This window comes from Aliirhizobium wenxiniae (genome assembly GCF_014201355.1).
In the GTDB taxonomy this organism is placed as follows: domain Bacteria; phylum Pseudomonadota; class Alphaproteobacteria; order Rhizobiales; family Rhizobiaceae; genus Neorhizobium; species Neorhizobium wenxiniae.
Genome location: NZ_JACHEG010000001.1, coordinates 869,654 through 889,313, shown reverse-complemented (window position 1 = coordinate 889,313; position 19,660 = coordinate 869,654). Strand labels below are relative to the sequence as shown.

Below are 19,660 nucleotides of genomic sequence, written 5' to 3'. Positions count from 1 at the left end.
CCGAGCCGAGTACCAATCGATCACTGCGATTTGCCGGCAAAGCTCGTTAGGGCGCATCCCCTGTGTTCCTGCTAATGTTTGTTAATACTCCGCGCGGCTGACAAACGTTCGCTCGTGGTGCTCTCTACCCGCATCAGGCGGGATAAAGTACCCGACGCCACGAAAAACTCGCCGCGAGATCATGCCCGCTGTCGCGCCCTGTCTCCTAACGTCCGAAACGACGGCGATATTTGACCGGCGATAGCACCTAGGCAGATGACAAATGCACCCGCGCATCATTTGCCGGTAACCGGATCGATAGGCTTAATGGAAATGACCGGCAAGATGGAAAACGACGCTCACAGCTGCACCGGTGTTCTTTTGATCCACCTCGTCCACCGATCACTGCGATGGAAACCAACATCAGGCCACACCTTGGCAACACATGATTTTGAAAAATGTCTTTAGGTAAGCCATTGGTATCTAATTGAAATAGCACCACCAACAGCTGGTAACATCTCCTTTAGTCAGTCAATTTAAAAAAAACGAATTACTTGATAATCGTCAGAAGATTTCCTGGGTCGCAGACACAATGGGGAAAACAGGTGTGACTAGCCGTTGTTCGAAAAAATATGCATAGCAGTGGCGGCTGCTGCGTTAGTCGTTGCGCCGATCACAACGCCGCACAAACACGCCGGTTTGATCCTGCAGCGGCCGTAAAGAGAGTGAAGCCAAACGTTCGACCCCAATGGTTACCCTTCGCGTTACCCCTGATAGCTGATCTATACGCGAAGCACCTGTCTTCTGCGTCGTTCACGTCATTATGTAAGACGAAAATTAAACTCCGACATCATGTTACCAGGTATCTAGGCATGCATCGGTAGAGCTGCAGGTGAGTTGTCAAACAGTCTGTTGCCGCTGCCACACTCGGTTACAAGGGTGCTGAACCTACATCCTCGTTCCGATGTGGCTACCACGCTTTGTTGTCCTGATATTCTTCCATATCAGCTATTTCAGCGGCTGTTGGGGCGCGGTAAATGATTCTGCCCTCAGCGGTCCTGCGGCGCATTTTATTACCGTACCAATGCCAAGAAAGAGAGATAGGGAAGAAATATCGATAGAGACGAAGAAGCATATGAAGATCCTAAACAATCGCGCCAATCATCGATGCGTCGATGAATCGAGTTTCGGCATGCAGATAATGGAATGCCCGAATTCGCGCTGCGTGAGCTTACCGTGTTCTCGAAAAAATCAAGTATTCGTTCCTAAGAGTAAGGGAGGTTGAGCAGCGCTCGGAGATGGGTTTTTGATCGTCGATAGTCCTTTGCCAAGGCTGATTTCATCGCTGATCTCAAAATTCTCAATGCCGCATTGGGAAGAGATATCTTTGAGTATTGGAGGCAAAATCGTATCTGATTGCGATACATATAATAATCGGAAAATACGGAAGACTCTCCTTCATCCTTAGTTCCGATTGACGCGCCAACCTTATGATAAACGATTGATTTCTCCGCGTATCCTAGCTTGAACATCCCCTTCGCTCGATAACACCATTCTAATTCCTCCCAATAAAGAAAATAATCTTCGCGCATGGGACCTATTTTTTCGTAGAAAGCTTTGCTGATGAACATCGAAGCGCCGTTAACGTAGCTCAGTTGCTTCTCCACGCTGTGGGCGTCAACCTCCTCGGCGCGAGCGTGAAATGCCCCAAGCGCCACACTGTAGCCCTTGAGGGGCAAAAATTTCGAACCTCCCCAAGTCTGAACAGTGTCACGCTTTGCGTTGTACACAAGTGTCGACCCACATATGCCAATTTCAGGGTCGGCATCCATTCGCTTTAGGAGCCATGTTAGAGAGTCCGGCTCGACCTCGGTGTCATTATTGAGAACCCAAAAATACTCGCTGTCATTGCACCAAGCTTGCAGCAGGCCAATGTTATTGCCGAAAGCGAAGCCGCCATTGCGGCGATTTTGGATGAACGTTACGCTATTGACTGCTTTTATTCGGCCTACGAGCATGGGATCGGGATCCCAAGTGAAGTGAAATAGGTCGCGGACCGTAAATCCAGTCAATCCCAGCGTTTCGCGCTTGCGGTTTGCTGTCTCAAGATTCCGATCGACCCACTCTCTGAGTTGTGCAACTGAGTCATCTGTAGAGGCGTTGTCGCAAACATAGATGTGCACGTCGTCGTTTTCGAGTGCAAATAAGCTTTCGATGCATGAAATAGTGTCGCGCCATCCATTCCAGTTCAATAAAACGATCGCGACCCTGCTCATCAAAAAACCACCGTTAATTCAAAATTGCTCACAGACGTAAGAAGCCTGGTTCTATCAGGATTGATAGGATGATGATGCTCAATATCACGGCAGCATAAAAAGAGAAGCATCGTGTGTATTGATCGTTAATTTCAGAAATAATGGTGAGTGTAGTTTATATCTCTTGCTCCGCTGTCTAATTCTACCGAGATTCCTTAGTATCAGTTACCCACTCTTCCGATAATCAGGCCAGGTAATTTGGGGTGCCATGGTTTTAATGCATGTCGCCGTACCGCGGCGGATCTTCATAGTAACAATCTACCACCAAAGCAGCCAACAGATGACTGCCGCAATGATTGTCGCCCATATAATTGTGACCCCCACTGCGTAGATTGCGAACAAGCGCGTCGTCATCGGATATACCTCAAAGCAATCAATTTGCATGGAATTTTGACGCTGGGAAATCGGCTTGTCTCCAGCTGGTTGTGCGAATTTAGGGGATGTCGGCTCGCATCACATCTTATTTAATTCGTAAAAAGCAAGGATAAGCGGTAGTATTGGCAGGCTTGATTATGGCCCCATCTTGTTCCAAGACGCTTCTACCTCTTCCTCCTTTGTGCATTCCCGGTATTCAAACTTTCCATTGCGCCAGCGGCGCATGCGAAAAGTGGTTGGTCTCTCCGGCCGATCGTCATCTATCGCTTGCCAATGAGATTCAAAGACTTGCCGATAGATATCTATGATCGTGAAGAAAACCTCAGCCGGGGACGGTATGCGAAATGTCATGGTTTGCCCATTAGTTCAGTTGTGCTCTGCTGGGTGGTTGTATCCAAACATTCCATAATGCGAAGTTGCTATGCATTTACGGCGTCATTCTCATCGCGATCAGATCCTGCTTTTCATCTTCGGTGGCTCTGCGAAATTGTTTCTCACCATTAATTATTCTGTAAGCCACGAAGCCTGCCGTCCATTCTCCATCTACAAGTTCTACCGGATTTCTTACAAAATCCGTTTTCCACTCTTCTCGCGGACCATCTGACCACAAGCTAATGATGTCTCTGATGCCGAAGATTAATTTGCGTGTTCTATTTAGCACGATTTGATCACCACAAATTTCGCATTTTGACACTGGGATGCGCGTGTTTCCTACAAGCAATAATTATCTTGAAGCTTGAGCAACACCTTGTCTAGCATTGGGGCGTATATTTTGGATGTGTTCTATTCACCTGGTTTCGGCAGGCTGACGTCGGAGTTCTTCCACGCATATCAGGTACGTGAATTTCCGCGACGTTCGTCTCGACATAATTTGAGGAGTTTACTTCGGAAATTCGTGGGGTAACTCACCGCGCGATAACACCTCTCCAGCGAGTTTGTTTCCTGAAGGCTTTCTTTTTCTTAGCGCTATAATGCGGCTACCCATGCCTACTCCAAATATAAGTGCCGTTAACGTTGCGCCGCCAGGAGCTGACATGGCGAGTGGAGAGATTCCACCGTAAGCGGTCATCATGCTGCCGCTGAGCAGTAGGGGCCATCCATATTTTTCCTCTAGCAAATGGATTGGCTCAGAGCACCTCCATATGCAGTAAATGAAAAGGATCAAACCAAAGAGGCCGAGATCAAACCATGCGCCGAGCGCTCCCAAATCGCTGGGAAATATATCTTGCTCGCCTAGGAACGGCTTCGCGAACTTCGTGTCGGGTGGCACGCCGAAACCACTTAATGGCTCATTAAATATCTCCCGCCGAACCACGACGTATTCATAGGCGCGATAAGATCCGGATGCGTCTGTAGCAAAGACACCGAACGGATTGAATGATGACCAGAGCAGCCCCGAGAAAATGTATGCCGTCACGACTACAAAAATCCCTCGCGAAAAATGTGACACTACCCACGCCCGCACATTTATGAAATATAGAATGGAAAGGCAGAATATTATCAACATAAATACACGAGACAAAGATAGCGAAATTGCCATTGTACATGCCGTAAGAAAAAATAAATTCTTTAAGCGGCGTCTTTTTTTAAATTGAGCGAGCCAATAGAAGTACGCAATGCTTGCAGTCGATAGATAAAGGAAAACGCGTGTTCCGCGGTCGTCGAAGTCAGACGTTATCGCGGATAATATTCCGTAAGGAAGTGTTCCGCTCATCTGCCCAAGAGAGAGAATTATATATAGACCACAGTAGCTGGTTGAGAAAAAAACCACGCGATCCAAGAGGTAGGTCCTGTGACCCGAGATCGTCCAAGCATAGAAAGGGATAAGCGCTAAAACCCACATGAATTGGAAAAATACATTAAACTGAAAAGGTATCATCGCGCGGTCTGAGAAAACGGTTATCTGATAAATAATCAAGGCCATAAATATCGCGCCGAATAGGACCGGGAAGAGACTGGCGCGGATCAGCGTGTAGAACGTGTAGATCAATATAATTAAGGCGGCGGAACCAAGAAGCGCGGGCTGCATGAAATCGCCAACGGTACGATAGATCCTGGACGAATAGACGATATCAATCAGCAGCAAGACGTTAATGAGTAACCGATGAATGGCAAACTCCATCTCCTGTAATGGGTCGCCGAGCCTCTTTGCCTTCCCTGATCTCATGCCGTTCAATTATCTCTTAGGGTGCCATGTGAAGTTGAGGCGTTGTCATAGGTCTCGTTTCCCGTGTCGATGTGGTTCTGCCGGCATATATCGATCGGTTCGCTATATCATTAGTGCGAAAAAATGCACACATGCTTGCATTCGGTTAAGCCGGAGTGATTTTCTGAAGTAACTAGGGTGAATAATCAAGAATTCTATTTTATGCGTGAAAATGTAGTCGTAGACTCGTGGGCCAGTTTCGTTTTGAGGATTAATCAAGAATTTATTATTGGCTTTTTTTCGGGATTTCTCCTGCTATAGAGGCCGTGACTTAAGGGCGGGTGATATGACATCAATACAACGTACAAGCCAGTCTTCCTTGCCGCTCGAGCACTGGTCATCACGTGCGGGGATCGTGCCATCTCTGGATGGCGTCAGAGCTTGTAGTATTATATTAGTGATACTTGGGCATATGCTGCTTCCTGCTTCTTTAGTGGGGATTAGTGCATTCGGTTTGAAGACTTTTTTCTTTATTAGTGGTTTTTTGATTACGAGACTTCTACTCGCTGAATACAGATATTCAAATAATGTGAGTCTTTCTGCATTCTATGGAAGGCGATTTATTCGCCTCTACCCTGTCTTGATAACCTATGTAGCCGTCGTGTGGTTGGTGGCGATTGTCCGGCAGCAACATGTTGATATCATTGACCCTTTGGCGGTGTTCTTTTATTTTGTTAATTACTTGGCTGTATTTACAGACGGGGGAGGGCATACGCTCCCGATCGGACTGTTTTGGTCTCTGTCGGTGGAAGAGCACTTCTATCTAGTCGCTCCCATAGTAATATTCTTCCTTCGGGGAGATGCTAGAAAAATACTTATTTTTGCTGTGGCCGTTTGTGTCTTTTCGCTATTTCTCAGGCTTTTGTATGTCGAGCTTTGGCCCGGGATTGAGGGCACACTTCATATATATTGGCGTTCGGAAACTCGCTTCGATAGTATCGCTTACGGCATGATTTTAGCATGTTGCGCCGATATCAAAGCGGGGCGCAGGCTCATTCAATTTATTAGCGGGCGGTTCGCTGTCGCAGCCGCCGCTTTCGTTTTGTTGGGATCCTTTGCTATCCGCGATGACTACTTTCAGATGACTTGGCGTTTTTCAATTCAAGGACTCGCACTCATTCCGTTGATATCGGCTGTCATTTTTGCCCGAACCATACCGATTGCTAACTACTTGTTAAATTCAACGCTAATGGTCTGGATTGGTGTCCTTAGTTATTCCCTTTACGTCTGGCACGGCGGCGTGATGTACCTCTTTTCTTCATTTATTCATTCCCTTCCTACGTATTCGCAAAGTTCTGCCGAGCTGATTATGACTATCGCTCTTGCCTTATGCTCGTACTTCATCGTCGAGCGGCCGGCCAACAAGGTCCGATCGCGGTTCAAGCGTCTTTCAGCCTCGCGTCACTCTTCCGTTGTTGTTGAGCAATCGACGTAGGTGTATAATGATTGTACTTTTGCACTATCTGAGAGCGGTTGCTGCCCTGCTCGTCGTCTACGGTCATCTTGGTGGATTTGAATATTTTCACGCCTTGGGCAAGGTTGATCTGAACGGTATCGGATCTGCAATTTTCTTCGTTATCAGCGGCTTTCTTTTGTGGGGGACTTCGAACCCCAAGCCAATAGTTAAATTTCTCGCCGTGCGGTTTCTTAGATTGGTCCCGCTCTATTGGCTTTACACATCCGTGCTCGTCTGCCTGGCAATTGTTGCTCCGTCGCTGACTCCTAGAATCTCTCTCTCCCCAGAGCACATTGTATACAGCTATCTATTTATCCCCTATCTCAATGACTTTAACCAAATAAATCCATTGCTCTTGCAAGCTTGGACATTAAATTATGAGATTTATTTCAGTTTTATTTTCGCGATTTCTTTGATGGTTGATGGGCCTAGGTTGAGGCTTGCGCTGCTTACGATGTTCATCGTGTTATCCTTTACCATCGGATTGATTGCGCCGTCAGAAAGTGCTGTTATCAAATTCTATACAGGTTCAATGTTGTTGTGCTTCCTGTTTGGGATTTGGGCTAGAATAACTTACAGAAAAATTGCTCATTCACTGACAGTCGGCTCCCTTTCTGCGGTGCTCGGGGGGGGAGGATTGATCGCTGCTGGTTTGTTTCTCCCGGCTCTCGAACCGCGTGGTCTCATCTACGGTGTGCCTTCGGCCGTCTTGTTGGTTGGACTCTCAATCTTGAGTAATCGGATCTCAAAGGCAGACGGCCTACTCAAGTCCGTTGCGGATTGCACATACACTCTGTTTCTGTCGCATCCGTTTGTCCTCGCTGGCGTAGCTATGGGCTTTAGAGTGGTTGATCGCGCACTTTTTCCGGTAAATGGCATTGTTGGGGCGTTGAGTTTTGGGATTGTGGGCATCGTTGCGTCTATCTTGTTTGCGCTGGTGGCGCACAGGGTGATTGAACAGCCCATCAACCGGGTCTCAAATATGATTAGATTGTCCCTTTGGCCATCTTCACCTCGAGTCTCACCCAGAACTGCTTAGGATCAGATTGTGTCTTTAGGGTCGGGAGCAAAACGCAGCATGCATTCTCCGAAAGGATCGCTGCCGTTCATCCATAAGCCATTGCTGCACGCTTTTTTCGTTTCCGATCTATTTTTCACGTCTAGGATTTACAGGATCGTCAATTTCGATGCGATCCAATCTCTGCTGCTCGCTTCGATCGCGGCTATAATATTGTCCTACACAATTATAGCGCTCGTGACTCTGAGGCTTGGTGTAATAGTTGCGGCGGCCTCGATGTTGCTTCTGATTTTTGGTCAGATCTATAATTTTTCCGCCCATTCCCGCGTGGCGGTGAATTTTAACTCAGCATTCCAGTATGTTAATCTTTGTGCTTGTATAATATTCTATTTGGCGAGCCTGCACGGGCATAGGGAGTATGTTCTAAAGATTTTGTTTAGATACGCGACAATTTATTCGCTGCTGTATTTCTTTTTGGCTTTTTTTTATGTGAGCGGAGCAGTTCCAAGATATCTGTTCGGAAACATGGTCCTTACTGATATTGAGCGTGGAGAACGCCTTTTTATGTACGGCGGTGCCGCAACACTGGCCTATTTCTACTGGCTGTTTCGCGCCAAGACGATCGGTGGGGTGATCAATAGCCTTATGGCTCTGATACTTCTTGCGTCGATTTTGATGAGTTTATCACGCGTATTCATAGTCATGGTTTTGCTGGTCACCATGCTATTTTTGATATTCAGTAGGGATCTTATAATAATTAGGCGGATCTGTTTGCTGCTTTTGGCGGCGGCGATCTTGTTTAATTTCTATGGTTTCATAGATGGAAGCTGGAACCCCTACGCTGTTTTTCGAAGTGATTCATCCGGTCGTTTCAGGATGATGGAGTATGAGGTTGCTCGAGATTTCATCGAACGTAATCCGATTTTTGGAGCTGGTATTCCGGCTAGCGCCGAAAGGGCATGGATACTGCTAGGCCAAGACTACTTTGCGGCGAGCGATCTCGGTGTGATTGGGGTGATGCTGGATTGGGGCCTTGCCGGCATGGTATTGCTGATTTTTGCTAGTCACATAGTCAGCCAACCGGTTGGCTACGCTCGAGCGGCCTATCGCGTGCCATTACTTCTTAGTGGGTGCGTTTTGGTTGCCTCATGTGTAATTTCTCCCCAGGTAATATCCTCAGGAGGAACCGTAACCTTTTCGATCATCTTCGGCTTTTGGTTGCATGAACAGGCAAATATAAAACATATCCCTGTCGATTTGAGGCGTTACCGGCGAGAGAAGATGAAGAGATTGGGTCGAACGGCGGCTGGCGCAAGCAGTCAAGGGCTATAAATCTCAGTGAGCCAATTATCATGTCGAGTGTTTTTGTCGTTTGGGAAAAAGGACTGCGCAGATAAAAATGCTGCTTGGGGGATTGAATTGTTTGGCGTCCATCTTGCGGCCGACTGCAAGCTGGTCGATTGATACGCTCGGCACCCGGCTTTCAATGTGCGAGTTGGTTTACGTTTCATCGCCGCCCGGATTCCTTGAACGAGGGGCGGGCCTCTGCACCCGAATGACACGTCAGATTGGTGGCACTAGCAGTGTTATCGAGCTAGCGACAAACAGATCGAAGCGCTAATTTTCGCTGTAAGACTGAAGAGCTTTGGCGGTGTTGGGTGCTGTTTCCTCACCTTTGAGATGAACAGCTTTCGCAGAGCTGACGACCTTGCTGTGTGGGAAATTTCATGCTGATTATCGACAGACGGCGATTTTTCACTTCTATCTTAGCTACTTTACTTGCGTCCAAGGCCCGAGCCGAAGATCCTCCGGTTGCTTATTTCGGTAACATTGCAACCAGATGCAGACACAATAACAGTCACTCTGCGGCCGCCTCAAAAAAATGGGTTGCCTCTACATCCTATCACGCTATCCGCGATAACGCCCGCTCAGGTGTCCAGTTGATGTTTGGTAACTTCAGCAATGACGTTCTTAACACTGAGGCTGCGTGGGGAGCGGGGACTATCAAGGCGTCTATTCGGCGGCTCAGGGACGGTGCGGAGTCTGTCAACGCGGAAGGAGAAACGATTCTCCCCAATGGAAATAAGTATCTGCACTTCCCGACTGTAGATATACGTGACGGCGACGAGGTGCTTGTAAATATCCTGCAAAAAAATGATAACGGTCCTGTTTATACACAGTTTCAGAGCGACTATTGCGCCCATCCCCTTGATGGCTACCTGAGTGGCACAGGCACTCCTTTCGATCCTACACAAGGCACATCCGCGCCAGCGAATGTTATTACCGTGTTTCCCCGCGCCGTCCTGGCCATGACGTGTAAGCCAAGCGTTCTTTTTGTCGGGTCTAGCAGTATCGAAGGTGGTCAAGAAGGCCGCACCGATTACAGCGGCGATACTGGATTAGGGCCACGGAGCGTTGGTCGGCTCATGGGATACACAAGCATTGCGAACGCAGGCTCATTGCTGGGGCATCTAATGGCTGCATCGAGAAAGTACCGTGACGAGATCTTGCCGCATGTTTCTCACGTTTGGCAGGGGTATGGTACCAATGATTTGGCGACTGGTGATACCCCGGCCCAGATGGCTTTACGCGACACCGATTATGCGGCAGCATGCCGGCTAGTCAATCCATCGTTAAGTATGATCAAGCCGACACTGCAGCCATATAACACCTCAACCGATGGCTGGGCAACGCTCGCCAACCAGACCGGTTGGGAAGGCTCCGGTACGAATGGGAAGTTGCGTTTATACCTCAATCTAATACGGTCAGGTCTTGCCGGATATGATGTTATTATGGAAATGGCTGATATTATTGACCCGTTCCGCATTGGTAAGTTCATAGTTACACGAAACTCTAATGACGCGATGCGATCGACGGTTTGCACATTTTCTGGTAGCCAAATTGGTACAACTCTCACGGTCTTGTCTGTCGTCAATGGCTCATTGTCTATCGGTGACCCTGTGATCAGTCAGCTCTCTGGCCCTTACGGCGCGGACAACCTTGAGCCGAGTTCAGTCGTCTTGGATCAGCTTACTGGTGTCGCTGGAGGCATCGGTACGTATCGACTCAACAAGGCAAAGACAGTCTCCACTCGCACGATGTACGTCGGAGGTTTTGCGACGGCAGACGGGCTTCATGTGACCGCAGCGGTTTCCGAGATGGTGCGTGATCGATTGAACATTGCCGCCATAAATCGGTGAGCGATTGACAGTCGGCGAAGCAGTGTTGTCGTGGCCGCATCAAATATTCCTCCTGCCCGCTTATGGAGAAGACTTTCGTCTGGCTGTGCTTAGATCCTAATGATCTTTCATCAGTTGAATTGCGAAGTCGGATCGATTGGCGGAAACGTTAGGCTTTCGCGTTGAAAAGCGTTTGTGCCCGCCTGCGGCGATGGATCTGGCGCCGTGATGCCGAATACTGACCGACCCTGTGTGTCACTGCTGACCGCGCCGAAGCCGCAAGGAGAGAATGCGACAAGATGCACAACCGTCGATAACTCGCGGGGGCAAATCGGCGCGATGATTGAAACTTCGAAATCTGTTTGGAGAGAAATCGCCCGCCTAGCTAGCGGGCCTTTCTTTTCCATTTTGGCATTCCTATTTCTGCGTGACGTTACCCTGTTCGGTCGGGGTAAAACTCGGGGTAATATTTTGTGTGGATATAGGCGGGGCGCGATGATACCAAATGGCGCAAGTGATTTTGGTTTTGTTGCGGAATGTGCAATGAAACAAACAACTTAACGGAAGATATGGGGCAAGGTGGCGCGAAAAGAAAAGTTCGGGTACATCTTGTCCGATGTTCTGAATCCCATGCAGGAGACACTGACTGTGCTGAACGACGAAGACGACAACGACGACAAGACCAAGGAATTGCCGCTCGGCAAGGAAACAGAGGCGAATCTTTTCAAGTCGCGCTCGATCTTCATCTACGGTCCGATTACCCAGGAACTGGCGCAAAAGGTCAACACGCAGCTCGTCGCGCTTTCGGCGGCAAGTGATGATGATATCCGCATCTATGTGAATTCTCCCGGCGGCCATGTCGAATCGGGCGATTCCATTCATGACATGATCAAGTTCATCAAGCCGAAGGTCTGGATGATCGGAACGGGTTGGGTGGCTTCCGCAGGCGCGCTGATCTATGCAGCAGCTCCCAAAGAACGTCGCATTTCTCTGCCGAACACGCGTTTCCTTATCCATCAACCGTCCGGTGGTACGCGCGGCATGGCATCCGATATCGAGATCCAGGCACGCGAAATCGTCAAGATGAACGAGCGCCTGATCAAGATTTTCGCCAAGGCCACCGGCCAGACGGAAGAGAAGATCGCCAAGGATATCGATCGCGACTACTGGCTCTCGGCAGAGGAAGCCGTTTCCTACGGTCTGGTATCGAAGATCGTGACGTCGCAGAGCGAAATCTGAGATAGCGCTTCGGATTATTGAAACTTAGAGCCCCGCCAGCTTGCCGCTGGCGGGGCTTTTCTGTTCAAGGTTTGCAATCTTTCATCTTGCAAGGCTGGAACCGGAGGGCGCCTAAATGGCTTGCTTGTACTGTTACCCGTCGGCACGTTGCCGCGTTTGCCAGTTTTCGACGAAGGTTATGAACTCTGCAGCGGCAAGAGGCTTGGAGAAAGCGTAACCCTGCAAGACGTGGCAGCCGAGGCCGCGCAGGATATCGATATGTTTGCCGGTTTCCACGCCCTCGGCAACGATCTCGATATCCTGCGACCGCCCGATTTCGATGATCGAGGCGACAAGTCTGCGCTGGGATGCAGAAGCCTCGATTGGCGAGATCAATTTGCGGTCTATCTTCAATCGCTTCGGCCCCAGCTCGATCAAGCTGACGATCGAGGCATGACCGGTGCCAAAATCATCGATCTCGATGTCGATGCCGAGCGACTTCAGCCGGGTGATCGCCGTACGCAGGTCTTCATCGTGGTCATCGAATGAGATGGATTCCAGAAGCTCGAAAGACAGGCTGCCCGGAGAAAACTGCAGGTCTGCCAGCCGGTCGAACATGCGTCCGTCCTTTAGTCTCTGCGCCGATATGTTGACCGAAAGATGCGGCACATCCAGACCGAGTGCCTTCCAGCGAACGGACTGGAAAAGTGCCTTTTCCAGAATAACCGCGTCAAGATCGGCTGCGCGATTCAGGCTTTCGGCAATATCGAGAAAGCGATCAGGTGCAAGAGTGCCGCGCTGCGGGTGCTGCCATCGCGCGAGTGCCTCGACGCCGACGATCTGCAACGTCCGTGCATCGAACTGGGGTTGGAAATAAGGGACGATCTGATCGTGCTCCAGTGCCGTCAGGAACTCGTCCGACATCGTTTTACGAAGCACCGCAGCCATACGCAGTTCGTCGGAAAAGATCTCGAAGCGGTTGCGCCCGCGTTTCTTGGCTTCGTAGAGCGCAATGTCCGCATTGATGAGAAGTTCGCGAGGCTCCTCCATCGATGCCGTCTGGCAGGATATTCCTGCGCTGCAGCCGATACGGCACTTGTGGCCGCCGATTTCTATCGGCCGGGCAAGTGACCTGACGATTGCCTGCGCAAGTTCGCGCGAGCGACGTTCGACGCAAGGGCCGCTGGTGGCGATGACGAATTCGTCACCGCCTACGCGTGAGGCGAATTCATCCGGTGTGAGAAGGTCGAGGAGACGTGCGGTTGTCTGCCTCAACACCTCGTCGCCAGCGGCGTGGCCGAACGTGTCGTTGACTTCCTTGAAACGGTCGAGGTCCACGTGGATGAAGGCCAATCGATGGCTCGTTTCCGCCTTGCCGCTACCCGCTTCCATGAATTGGTCCAGAAAACGCCGGTTGGGGAGGCCGGTCAGGGCATCATGGAGAGATTGATGTTCAAGCGTCCGCCGCGTTGCTCTGAGCTGGGTATTTTGTTCTTCTGCCCGAGAACGCGCCTCGCGCAATTCTGCTTGCAGCAGCATATCCTTGGTCACATCCCAATTCGCGCCAACGATCCGCATTTCGCGGCCTGCCGTGCTGTAGACCCTGCCATTTGCACGGATGTATCTTATCTCTCCGTTCGGAGACACGATGCGGAATTGAGTGATGTAAGGAACACCTTCAGCTATCGTCTGGAGCAGTTCTTCCTGTGCAGCTTGAATGTCGTCCGGGTGGATCGCTTTTTTCCAGTCCTCATAGAAAAATACGTCCCGATCCGGTGAGCCATAGTACATTTCGCGCATCCGACGATCCCAGATAAGCCTTCCGGATTCTGGATGGTATTCCCACACGCCAATGCCGGAGGAGTCGAGGGCAAGGCCGAGGCGATGTGAGACTTCCTCCAGTTCCTCCTCACGCTGCTGCAGTATGATGAGATTGCGATGCCGCTGCCTCATCAGCAAACCAGCCCATACCAGCGGCGCAATGATGCCGATGGCAACCATGGCGGCGTAGATCCGGGATATGAAGATTGCCGGTGGTTCCTGAAGCCATCCCCCCTTGGGGACCGCGGCAAGGTACCATGTGTCGTATCCGAGTTCGATGCGCGTACGCACCGCGTCCTCGACGAAGACCGCGGGATCGCCGACAAAGACATCCTTGGCGGAGGGTTGCGGGCGGCGCGCTATAGCGATGTTGAGGGTCTGTTGGTCGGAACTCATATTGCTGTCCCGATACAAGCGGTCGGCATCGATCACTGCCGAGACAACACCCCAGAAATGACCGTTTCCAATAGAAAATACCGGATAGCGTGCCAGCAGGCCGTGCCCGCCCTGCGTAAGCTTCACCGGACCTGCAATTGTGGTCTTGCGCCGCTTTATGGCTTCGAAAACAGAGCCGGACTGCTTCGGCTTGGCGTTATAGTCCTGCCCGATCAATTGCTTGTTTTCATCGAATGGATAAACGTTCTGCACCACGAGGTTTGGAGCCGCTACGACGTTTCGCAATTGCGACGGGACACTGAAGATACGTTCGGACAGGGCGCTGAATTGCGCTTGGGTCATATTTGGATTGGCGGCGATTGCGGCAACAAGCCCCTGAATGAGGTTTACGTTGCCGTGAATTTGTGTTTCCAGGCGAGAGGAAACCTGCGCAAGGCGCTCGGAGGCAACGAGTCTCTGTTCTGCCAGAAAGCGCTCATGCTCTTCGTTATCCGCTTGAACAAAGCCGATGGCGACCGCAGCAATGACAACGATTGCGGGAATAAAATAGCTCAACCCAAAAGCCTTCTGGATCGGCCGCATCGATTTGTCCGAATGAGAAAAGGTAGCCATCGAATATTCCGGTCTTATGATGGCAAAGAGTTGCAGACAAACTTTAATATTATGCGTTTCTAATCGTGGTTTGGCGTGAAATATGGTCACTTTACTGTAAGCCAAATATTGCTTCAGTAATTGTCTGCATCCATTCCGTGTTTTGTTTTTCGCTGCGCGCTACAGTTTATGGACTGGACCGTGCAAATCCAGAGGCGCATACTTTCCTGCCGGGAGGTTTGCGATGAAGGACGACGGATACAATCAGTTTTGCCCGATCGCCAAAGCCTGCGAACTTATCGAGCCGCGCTGGACATTGCTGCTGCTTTCCGAAATGTGGTCCGGCTCAACGCATTTCAACGAAATCCGCCGCGGCGTGCCCGGTATGTCGCCGACGCTGATGTCCAAGCGACTGAAGCAAATGGAGATGAACGGGCTATTGACCCGTTTCGCAAACGAGCGGACCGGCGAGATTACCTATATCACGACCAGGATTGCGGACGAACTTGGCCCCATCGTTAGAGAGCTTGGTCGCTGGGCACATCGGAATGTCGACGCCGACGTGACGCTCGAAAATCTCGATGCGCGGCTTTTGATGTGGAATATGCGCCGCAAGATCGATGCGGAAGCGCTGCCCAAGCGCAGGCGCAGCGTTATCGAGTTCAATTACCCTGAACTGCCTCGGGAGGAACGTCACTATTGGCTGGTCAACAAGCCGGGTCAGCCGATCGACCTTTGCCTGATCGATCCGGGTTACGACGTCGATCTCTATGTCACCGCCGAACTGAAGGCGATGACGGCGGCGTGGATGGGGCTTTCGGGCCTTAAGGCGGAGATTGAAGAGGGGCGAATTTCATTGATCGGCGACGCAGACATCGCCTCGCGGATTGATGACTGGATGGTGCGCAGTTCTTTTGCCACCTGCTGATCCGGTGCATTTTCTGTATCGGATCCGGTTCATTTTCTACACTGGAGCAACCGGCATAGACTGAAGCATCCTCCAATTGTTGCCCGCGTCATCGGGCTCTTCGACATGGGAGGAAAGACAATGCAGACAGCTAATCTGGACCTTGCGCATCCCGCCGCGCCAGCGGGAGCGGGAGCGGATTTCAACGCGGTCAAGGCGCGCCAGCAAGGTGCCTGGGCTTCAGGCAATTATGCGGTCGTCGGCACGACCTTACAGATCGTCGGCGAGAGGCTTTGCGAGGCGCTTGATCTGAGGGCCGGCGAAACGGTGCTGGATGTTGCTGCGGGAAACGGCAATGCGACGCTCGCAGCGGCACGGCGTTGGTGCATCGTCAGCTCGACCGATTACGTGCCGACGCTTCTGGAGCAGGGCAGGCGGCGTGCCGAAGCTGAGGGGCTCAGCGTCAATTTTCAGACGGCCGATGCCGAGGCGCTACCCTTTGCCGATAATCACTTCGATGTCGTGCTTTCCACGTTCGGGGTGATGTTCACGCCGAACCAGGAAAAAGCGGCTTCTGAATTGCTGAGGGTGTGCCGCAAGGGAGGGCGTATCGGTCTTGCCAACTGGACGCCGGACAGTTTCATAGGGCAGGTGTTCAAGACGATCGGCCGCCACGTGCCTCCTCCGGCAGGCCTGCGCCCACCATCGCTCTGGGGGACAACCGATCGATTGAACGAACTGTTTGGTTCTGCAGCAGGCGTTTCCGCAAGCCGGGAGACTTTCGTCTTCCGTTACCGTTCTCCAGGCCACTGGGTCGAGGTGTTCCGTACCTGGTACGGGCCGGTACACAAGGCTTTTGGCGCGTTGCCAACAGAGAAGCAGGCCATTCTGGAAAGAGACCTGCTTGACCTCATCGAAAGCTTCAATCGAGCTGAGGATGGGACGATGGTGGTACCCAGTGACTATCTCGAGGTCATCATAGCGAAGCGTTGATGACCGGCGGGCCGGCGTCTGCAAAACGAGGATGCAGACGTTTACGGCGCCGTGTGCCGATTATGGTGCACGGCGCCGGTCGGCTGTTCCAATTGGGCACAGGTGTTTCAATTCGATAAGAAACGGCTGCCTGGTTAGGCCGGACTTAACTCTGTAGCCCGTTTGTCCGGGAAAATGACGCGTTATTGAAAATCTGAGACGGTCAGGCTGTTAGGCTGTGGGTGGGAGGAACTTGGAGGATAGCCACTCAAACAGGAGCAGTTTCAATGACGAACTCCATTTCGAATGCGCTTGGTGTCGCACTTTATTACAGCGCTGGCTCGACTGCCTGGTTTTCCGCAACAGGCTCCGGACCGATCCAGTATGGGACCGCAGGCAATGACTCCATGTGGGGCGATAGTTCCGTCAACGTCACGATGACGGGTGGAACCGGTGACGACATCTACTATCTTTATTCCAGCATCAATCGTGCCGAAGAAAAGCCTGGCGAAGGTGTGGACACGATCGATACCTGGATGAGTTACACACTTCCTGAGAATTTCGAGAATCTTCGAGTAACCGGCGACAACCGTTATGCTTTCGGCAATTCCGCCGACAATATCATCCGAGGCGGATCGACCCGCCAGACGATCGATGGCGGGGCAGGAAACGATGTGCTGATCGGCGGCGGTGGCGCCGATACGTTCATCATCTCCAAGGGCAACGGGACCGATCTCATTACCGATTTCAGCGATGACGATACGATCCGGCTCGATGGTTACGGTGTGACATCCTTCGATCAGCTGATCAGCCAATCCTCCCAGCAGGGGACGGATCTCTGGCTCAATCTGGGGAATGGCGAAAGCGTCGTTCTGGCCAATACCACGGCGGACGATCTTAGCGCTGATCAGTTCGAGCTCAATCTCGATCGATCGAACCTGACGCTCACCTTCAACGACGACTTCAATTCGCTTTCCCTGTACGATGGTCAGGACGGAGTGTGGGAAGCGAAATACTGGTGGGCGCCCGAAAAGGGGGCTTCGCTGCATACCAATGGCGAGCAGCAATGGTACGTCAATCCTCTATACGGACCGACAGCGTCGGCAAATCCGTTTTCGGTGACGGACGGCGTTTTGACGATCCGGGCAGAACAGACGCCGGATGCGCTTTCCGGTGAGGTCGAGGGTTACGACTATACGTCCGGCATGCTGACGACCCATGCGTCCTTTGCGCAGACCTACGGCTATTTCGAAATCCGCGCGGACATGCCGGACGAGCAGGGGGCATGGCCCGCCTTCTGGCTGTTGCCCGAGGACGGTTCATGGCCGCCGGAACTGGACGTGATCGAAATGCGCGGACAGGACCCGAATACATTGATCCTTTCGGCTCATTCGAACGAAACCGGTAAGCAGACTTCGGTCATCAACAACGTTGCGGTGGCCGATACCGAAGGGTTTCACACCTACGGTCTGTTGTGGGACGAAGATCACATCACCTGGTATTTCGACGATGTGGCGGTGGCGCAGACGGATACTCCCGACGACATGCACGATCCGATGTACATGATCGTCAACCTGGCGATCGGCGGCATGGCGGGTACACCTTCGGATGGGCTGCCCGACGGGTCGGAAATGAACATCGACTATATCCGCGCCTATTCGCTCGATGACCTCGAGGCAACGAATGCCGCATCCACTGCACAGACCAGCGAGTGGCTTCTCTGATCGTGTTTGTCTCCGGCGAACGGTTTTGACGTGACGAGGCTTGCAAGGGACTGAGGATTTTGATCTGCAGGGATCAGATTTTCACCCCTTGCCAAGCCTTTCGGATACCCATGCTCAAGGACCTTTCTCCCTCGACGCTGACGATGGGGCTGCTGACAGCCTTTGTCGGTTTCGTCAGTTCCTTTGCCGTCATCATGCAGGGCCTTCAGGCGATGGGTGCATCGCCTGAAGAGATCGCCTCGGCGCTGCTTGCCGTCTGCATCGCGCAAAGCGTGCTTACGGTGTTCTTTTCGCTTCGCCACCGGATGCCGATCATGATGGCCTGGACCACGCCCGGCGGTGCGCTTCTGGCGGCGACCGGAGCTATCGAAGGCGGGTTTCCTGCGGCGGTCGGGGCCTTCGTGCTTTGCGGCGTGATGATCACGCTTTCCGGCCTGTTCCGGCCGCTCGGGCAGATGATTCGCAGGATCCCGGCGCCGATTGCCAATGCGATGCTGGCTGGCATTCTTCTCAGCCTCTGCCTTGCGCCGGTAAAGGCCGTCGCCTTCAATGCCGCGCTCGGGCTTCCGATCGTGCTGACTTGGATGGTCGTGGTCTCGCGCTGGCGGCTCTGGGCGGTGCCGGCGGCGCTCGGTGCCTTCGCGCTTGTGCTGGTCTTCGGCGTAAATCTGCCCGATGACGTGTTCGGCCAGATCGGTGCTGCGATCCATCCTAACCTGATCTGGGTGCCGCCGCTCTTTACCTGGCACGGGTTCATCTCGGTGGGGTTGCCGCTGTTCATCGTCACCATGGCCTCGCAGAATATTCCGGGCATCGCCATCCTGAAGGCGCACAATTACGAGCCGCCGCCGGGGCCGCTGTTTGCCTCGACGGGCATATTCTCGACCATCATCGCTTTCTTCGGCAGCGTGCCGGTGAACCTTGCGGCAATCACGGCGGCGATGTGCGCCAGCGAGGATGCGCATCCCGACCCGAAGCGGCGTTACTGGGCAGCCGTTATCGGCGGAGCGACCTATACGGTGCTCGGGCTGATCGCCGGGGGCATCATCGCCTTCGTCTCGATGGCACCACCGATTCTGTTGCAGGCGGTCGCGGGCCTCGGTTTGATCGGCGCATTTTCGAATGCTGCCTTTGCCGCATGGCGCGAGCCGGAGACCCGCGAAGCTGCTGCTATCACCTTCCTGGTTACCGCTTCGGGCGCCACATTTGCCGGGATTTCCGGGGCTTTCTGGGGGCTGGTGGCCGGTGCCGTGATGATCGGCCTTTCGAAGGTGATGAAGAAATCCGCCTGACCGGAGGCGTACCGGAAGCGCGAAAGCCGTTCTTGCCGGATGGCTGATGTATCGCTATACATCTCCCCATGACCATGACAGGCGCGATCATGTTTGACCGTTTTGCCGCCCGCAGCACCGCTGCCGGGGCGACGGTTTTCGCGCCTCTCTCGCTTCTTAGCCTCGACCTTACACTCGGTTGCCGGGTCCGTTGAGGAGCGCCCGGCGGCCG

12 protein-coding genes are annotated in these 19,660 nt (G+C 52.2%); 9 read left to right on the top strand and 3 right to left on the bottom strand.

Annotated features, from left to right (window positions below; translation table 11 throughout):
* Nucleotides 1-1,244: 1,244 nt before the first annotated feature.
* Entirely contained in the window at nt 1,245-2,255 is a 1,011-nt protein-coding gene (locus HNQ72_RS04300; RefSeq protein ID WP_183989844.1) for a glycosyltransferase family 2 protein, read from the bottom strand.
* A 1,294-nt stretch (nt 2,256-3,549) separates the two neighbouring features.
* On the bottom strand, nt 3,550-4,845 hold the full coding sequence (locus tag HNQ72_RS04295) for a hypothetical protein (protein ID WP_183989842.1): 1,296 nt from the start codon (nt 4,843-4,845) through the stop codon (nt 3,550-3,552).
* Nucleotides 4,846-5,161: 316 nt separating this feature from the next.
* On the opposite strand from HNQ72_RS04295, the gene HNQ72_RS04290 reads away from it, so the two are divergent.
* The 5 genes from HNQ72_RS04290 to HNQ72_RS04265 all read left to right on the top strand — a co-directional run bounded on the left by HNQ72_RS04290 (nt 5,162) and on the right by HNQ72_RS04265 (nt 11,767).
* Nucleotides 5,162-6,310, top strand: coding sequence for an acyltransferase family protein (locus HNQ72_RS04290; protein WP_183989840.1), 1,149 nt, complete (start codon nt 5,162-5,164; stop codon nt 6,308-6,310).
* 7 nt (nt 6,311-6,317) lie between these two features.
* Nucleotides 6,318-7,370 carry an acyltransferase family protein gene (locus tag HNQ72_RS04285; protein ID WP_183989838.1) on the top strand — a complete coding sequence of 351 codons (1,053 nt, stop codon included), beginning with the start codon at nt 6,318-6,320 and terminating at the stop codon, nt 7,368-7,370.
* Nucleotides 7,371-7,625: 255 nt separating this feature from the next.
* On the top strand, nt 7,626-8,681 hold the full coding sequence (locus HNQ72_RS04280; RefSeq protein WP_183989836.1) for an O-antigen ligase family protein: 1,056 nt from the start codon (nt 7,626-7,628) through the stop codon (nt 8,679-8,681).
* Between the two features lie 395 nt (nt 8,682-9,076).
* On the top strand, nt 9,077-10,549 hold the full coding sequence (locus HNQ72_RS04275; protein ID WP_183989834.1) for a hypothetical protein: 1,473 nt from the start codon (nt 9,077-9,079) through the stop codon (nt 10,547-10,549).
* Nucleotides 10,550-11,158: 609 nt separating this feature from the next.
* Complete coding sequence (locus HNQ72_RS04265) at nt 11,159-11,767, top strand: ATP-dependent Clp protease proteolytic subunit (protein WP_112456822.1); 609 nt, start codon at nt 11,159-11,161, stop codon at nt 11,765-11,767.
* Nucleotides 11,768-11,899: 132 nt separating this feature from the next.
* Here the strand turns inward: HNQ72_RS04265 and HNQ72_RS04260 are convergent, their stop codons facing one another.
* Entirely contained in the window at nt 11,900-14,575 is a 2,676-nt protein-coding gene (locus HNQ72_RS04260; protein WP_183989830.1) for a bifunctional diguanylate cyclase/phosphodiesterase, read from the bottom strand.
* Between the two features lie 223 nt (nt 14,576-14,798).
* Between HNQ72_RS04260 and HNQ72_RS04255 the strand changes: the two genes are divergently transcribed.
* The 4 genes from HNQ72_RS04255 (at nt 14,799) to HNQ72_RS04240 (ending at nt 19,449) form a co-directional block, all read left to right on the top strand.
* Nucleotides 14,799-15,482, top strand: a complete 684-nt coding sequence (locus HNQ72_RS04255) for a winged helix-turn-helix transcriptional regulator (RefSeq protein ID WP_183989828.1) — start codon at nt 14,799-14,801, stop codon at nt 15,480-15,482.
* 120 nt (nt 15,483-15,602) lie between these two features.
* Complete coding sequence (locus HNQ72_RS04250) at nt 15,603-16,454, top strand: class I SAM-dependent methyltransferase (protein ID WP_183989826.1); 852 nt, start codon at nt 15,603-15,605, stop codon at nt 16,452-16,454.
* Between the two features lie 266 nt (nt 16,455-16,720).
* Nucleotides 16,721-18,157, top strand: coding sequence for an endo-1,3-1,4-beta-glycanase EglC (gene eglC, locus HNQ72_RS04245; protein WP_183989824.1), 1,437 nt, complete (start codon nt 16,721-16,723; stop codon nt 18,155-18,157).
* A gap of 110 nt (nt 18,158-18,267) precedes the next feature.
* Nucleotides 18,268-19,449, top strand: a complete 1,182-nt coding sequence (locus HNQ72_RS04240; RefSeq protein ID WP_183989822.1) for a benzoate/H(+) symporter BenE family transporter — start codon at nt 18,268-18,270, stop codon at nt 19,447-19,449.
* Nucleotides 19,450-19,660 lie beyond the last annotated feature (211 nt).

Coding starts and splice junctions, on each gene's coding strand:
- HNQ72_RS04285 (WP_183989838.1), top strand. CDS start 6,318: ATGATTGTACTTTTGCACTATCTGAGAGCGGTTGCTGCCCTGCTCGTC.
- eglC (WP_183989824.1), top strand. CDS start 16,721: ATGACGAACTCCATTTCGAATGCGCTTGGTGTCGCACTTTATTACAGC.
- HNQ72_RS04290 (WP_183989840.1), top strand. CDS start 5,162: ATGACATCAATACAACGTACAAGCCAGTCTTCCTTGCCGCTCGAGCAC.
- HNQ72_RS04260 (WP_183989830.1), bottom strand. CDS start 14,575: ATGGCTACCTTTTCTCATTCGGACAAATCGATGCGGCCGATCCAGAAG.
- HNQ72_RS04275 (WP_183989834.1), top strand. CDS start 9,077: ATGCTGATTATCGACAGACGGCGATTTTTCACTTCTATCTTAGCTACT.
- HNQ72_RS04280 (WP_183989836.1), top strand. CDS start 7,626: ATGTTGCTTCTGATTTTTGGTCAGATCTATAATTTTTCCGCCCATTCC.
- HNQ72_RS04300 (WP_183989844.1), bottom strand. CDS start 2,255: ATGAGCAGGGTCGCGATCGTTTTATTGAACTGGAATGGATGGCGCGAC.
- HNQ72_RS04240 (WP_183989822.1), top strand. CDS start 18,268: ATGCTCAAGGACCTTTCTCCCTCGACGCTGACGATGGGGCTGCTGACA.
- HNQ72_RS04250 (WP_183989826.1), top strand. CDS start 15,603: ATGCAGACAGCTAATCTGGACCTTGCGCATCCCGCCGCGCCAGCGGGA.
- HNQ72_RS04255 (WP_183989828.1), top strand. CDS start 14,799: ATGAAGGACGACGGATACAATCAGTTTTGCCCGATCGCCAAAGCCTGC.
- HNQ72_RS04265 (WP_112456822.1), top strand. CDS start 11,159: ATGCAGGAGACACTGACTGTGCTGAACGACGAAGACGACAACGACGAC.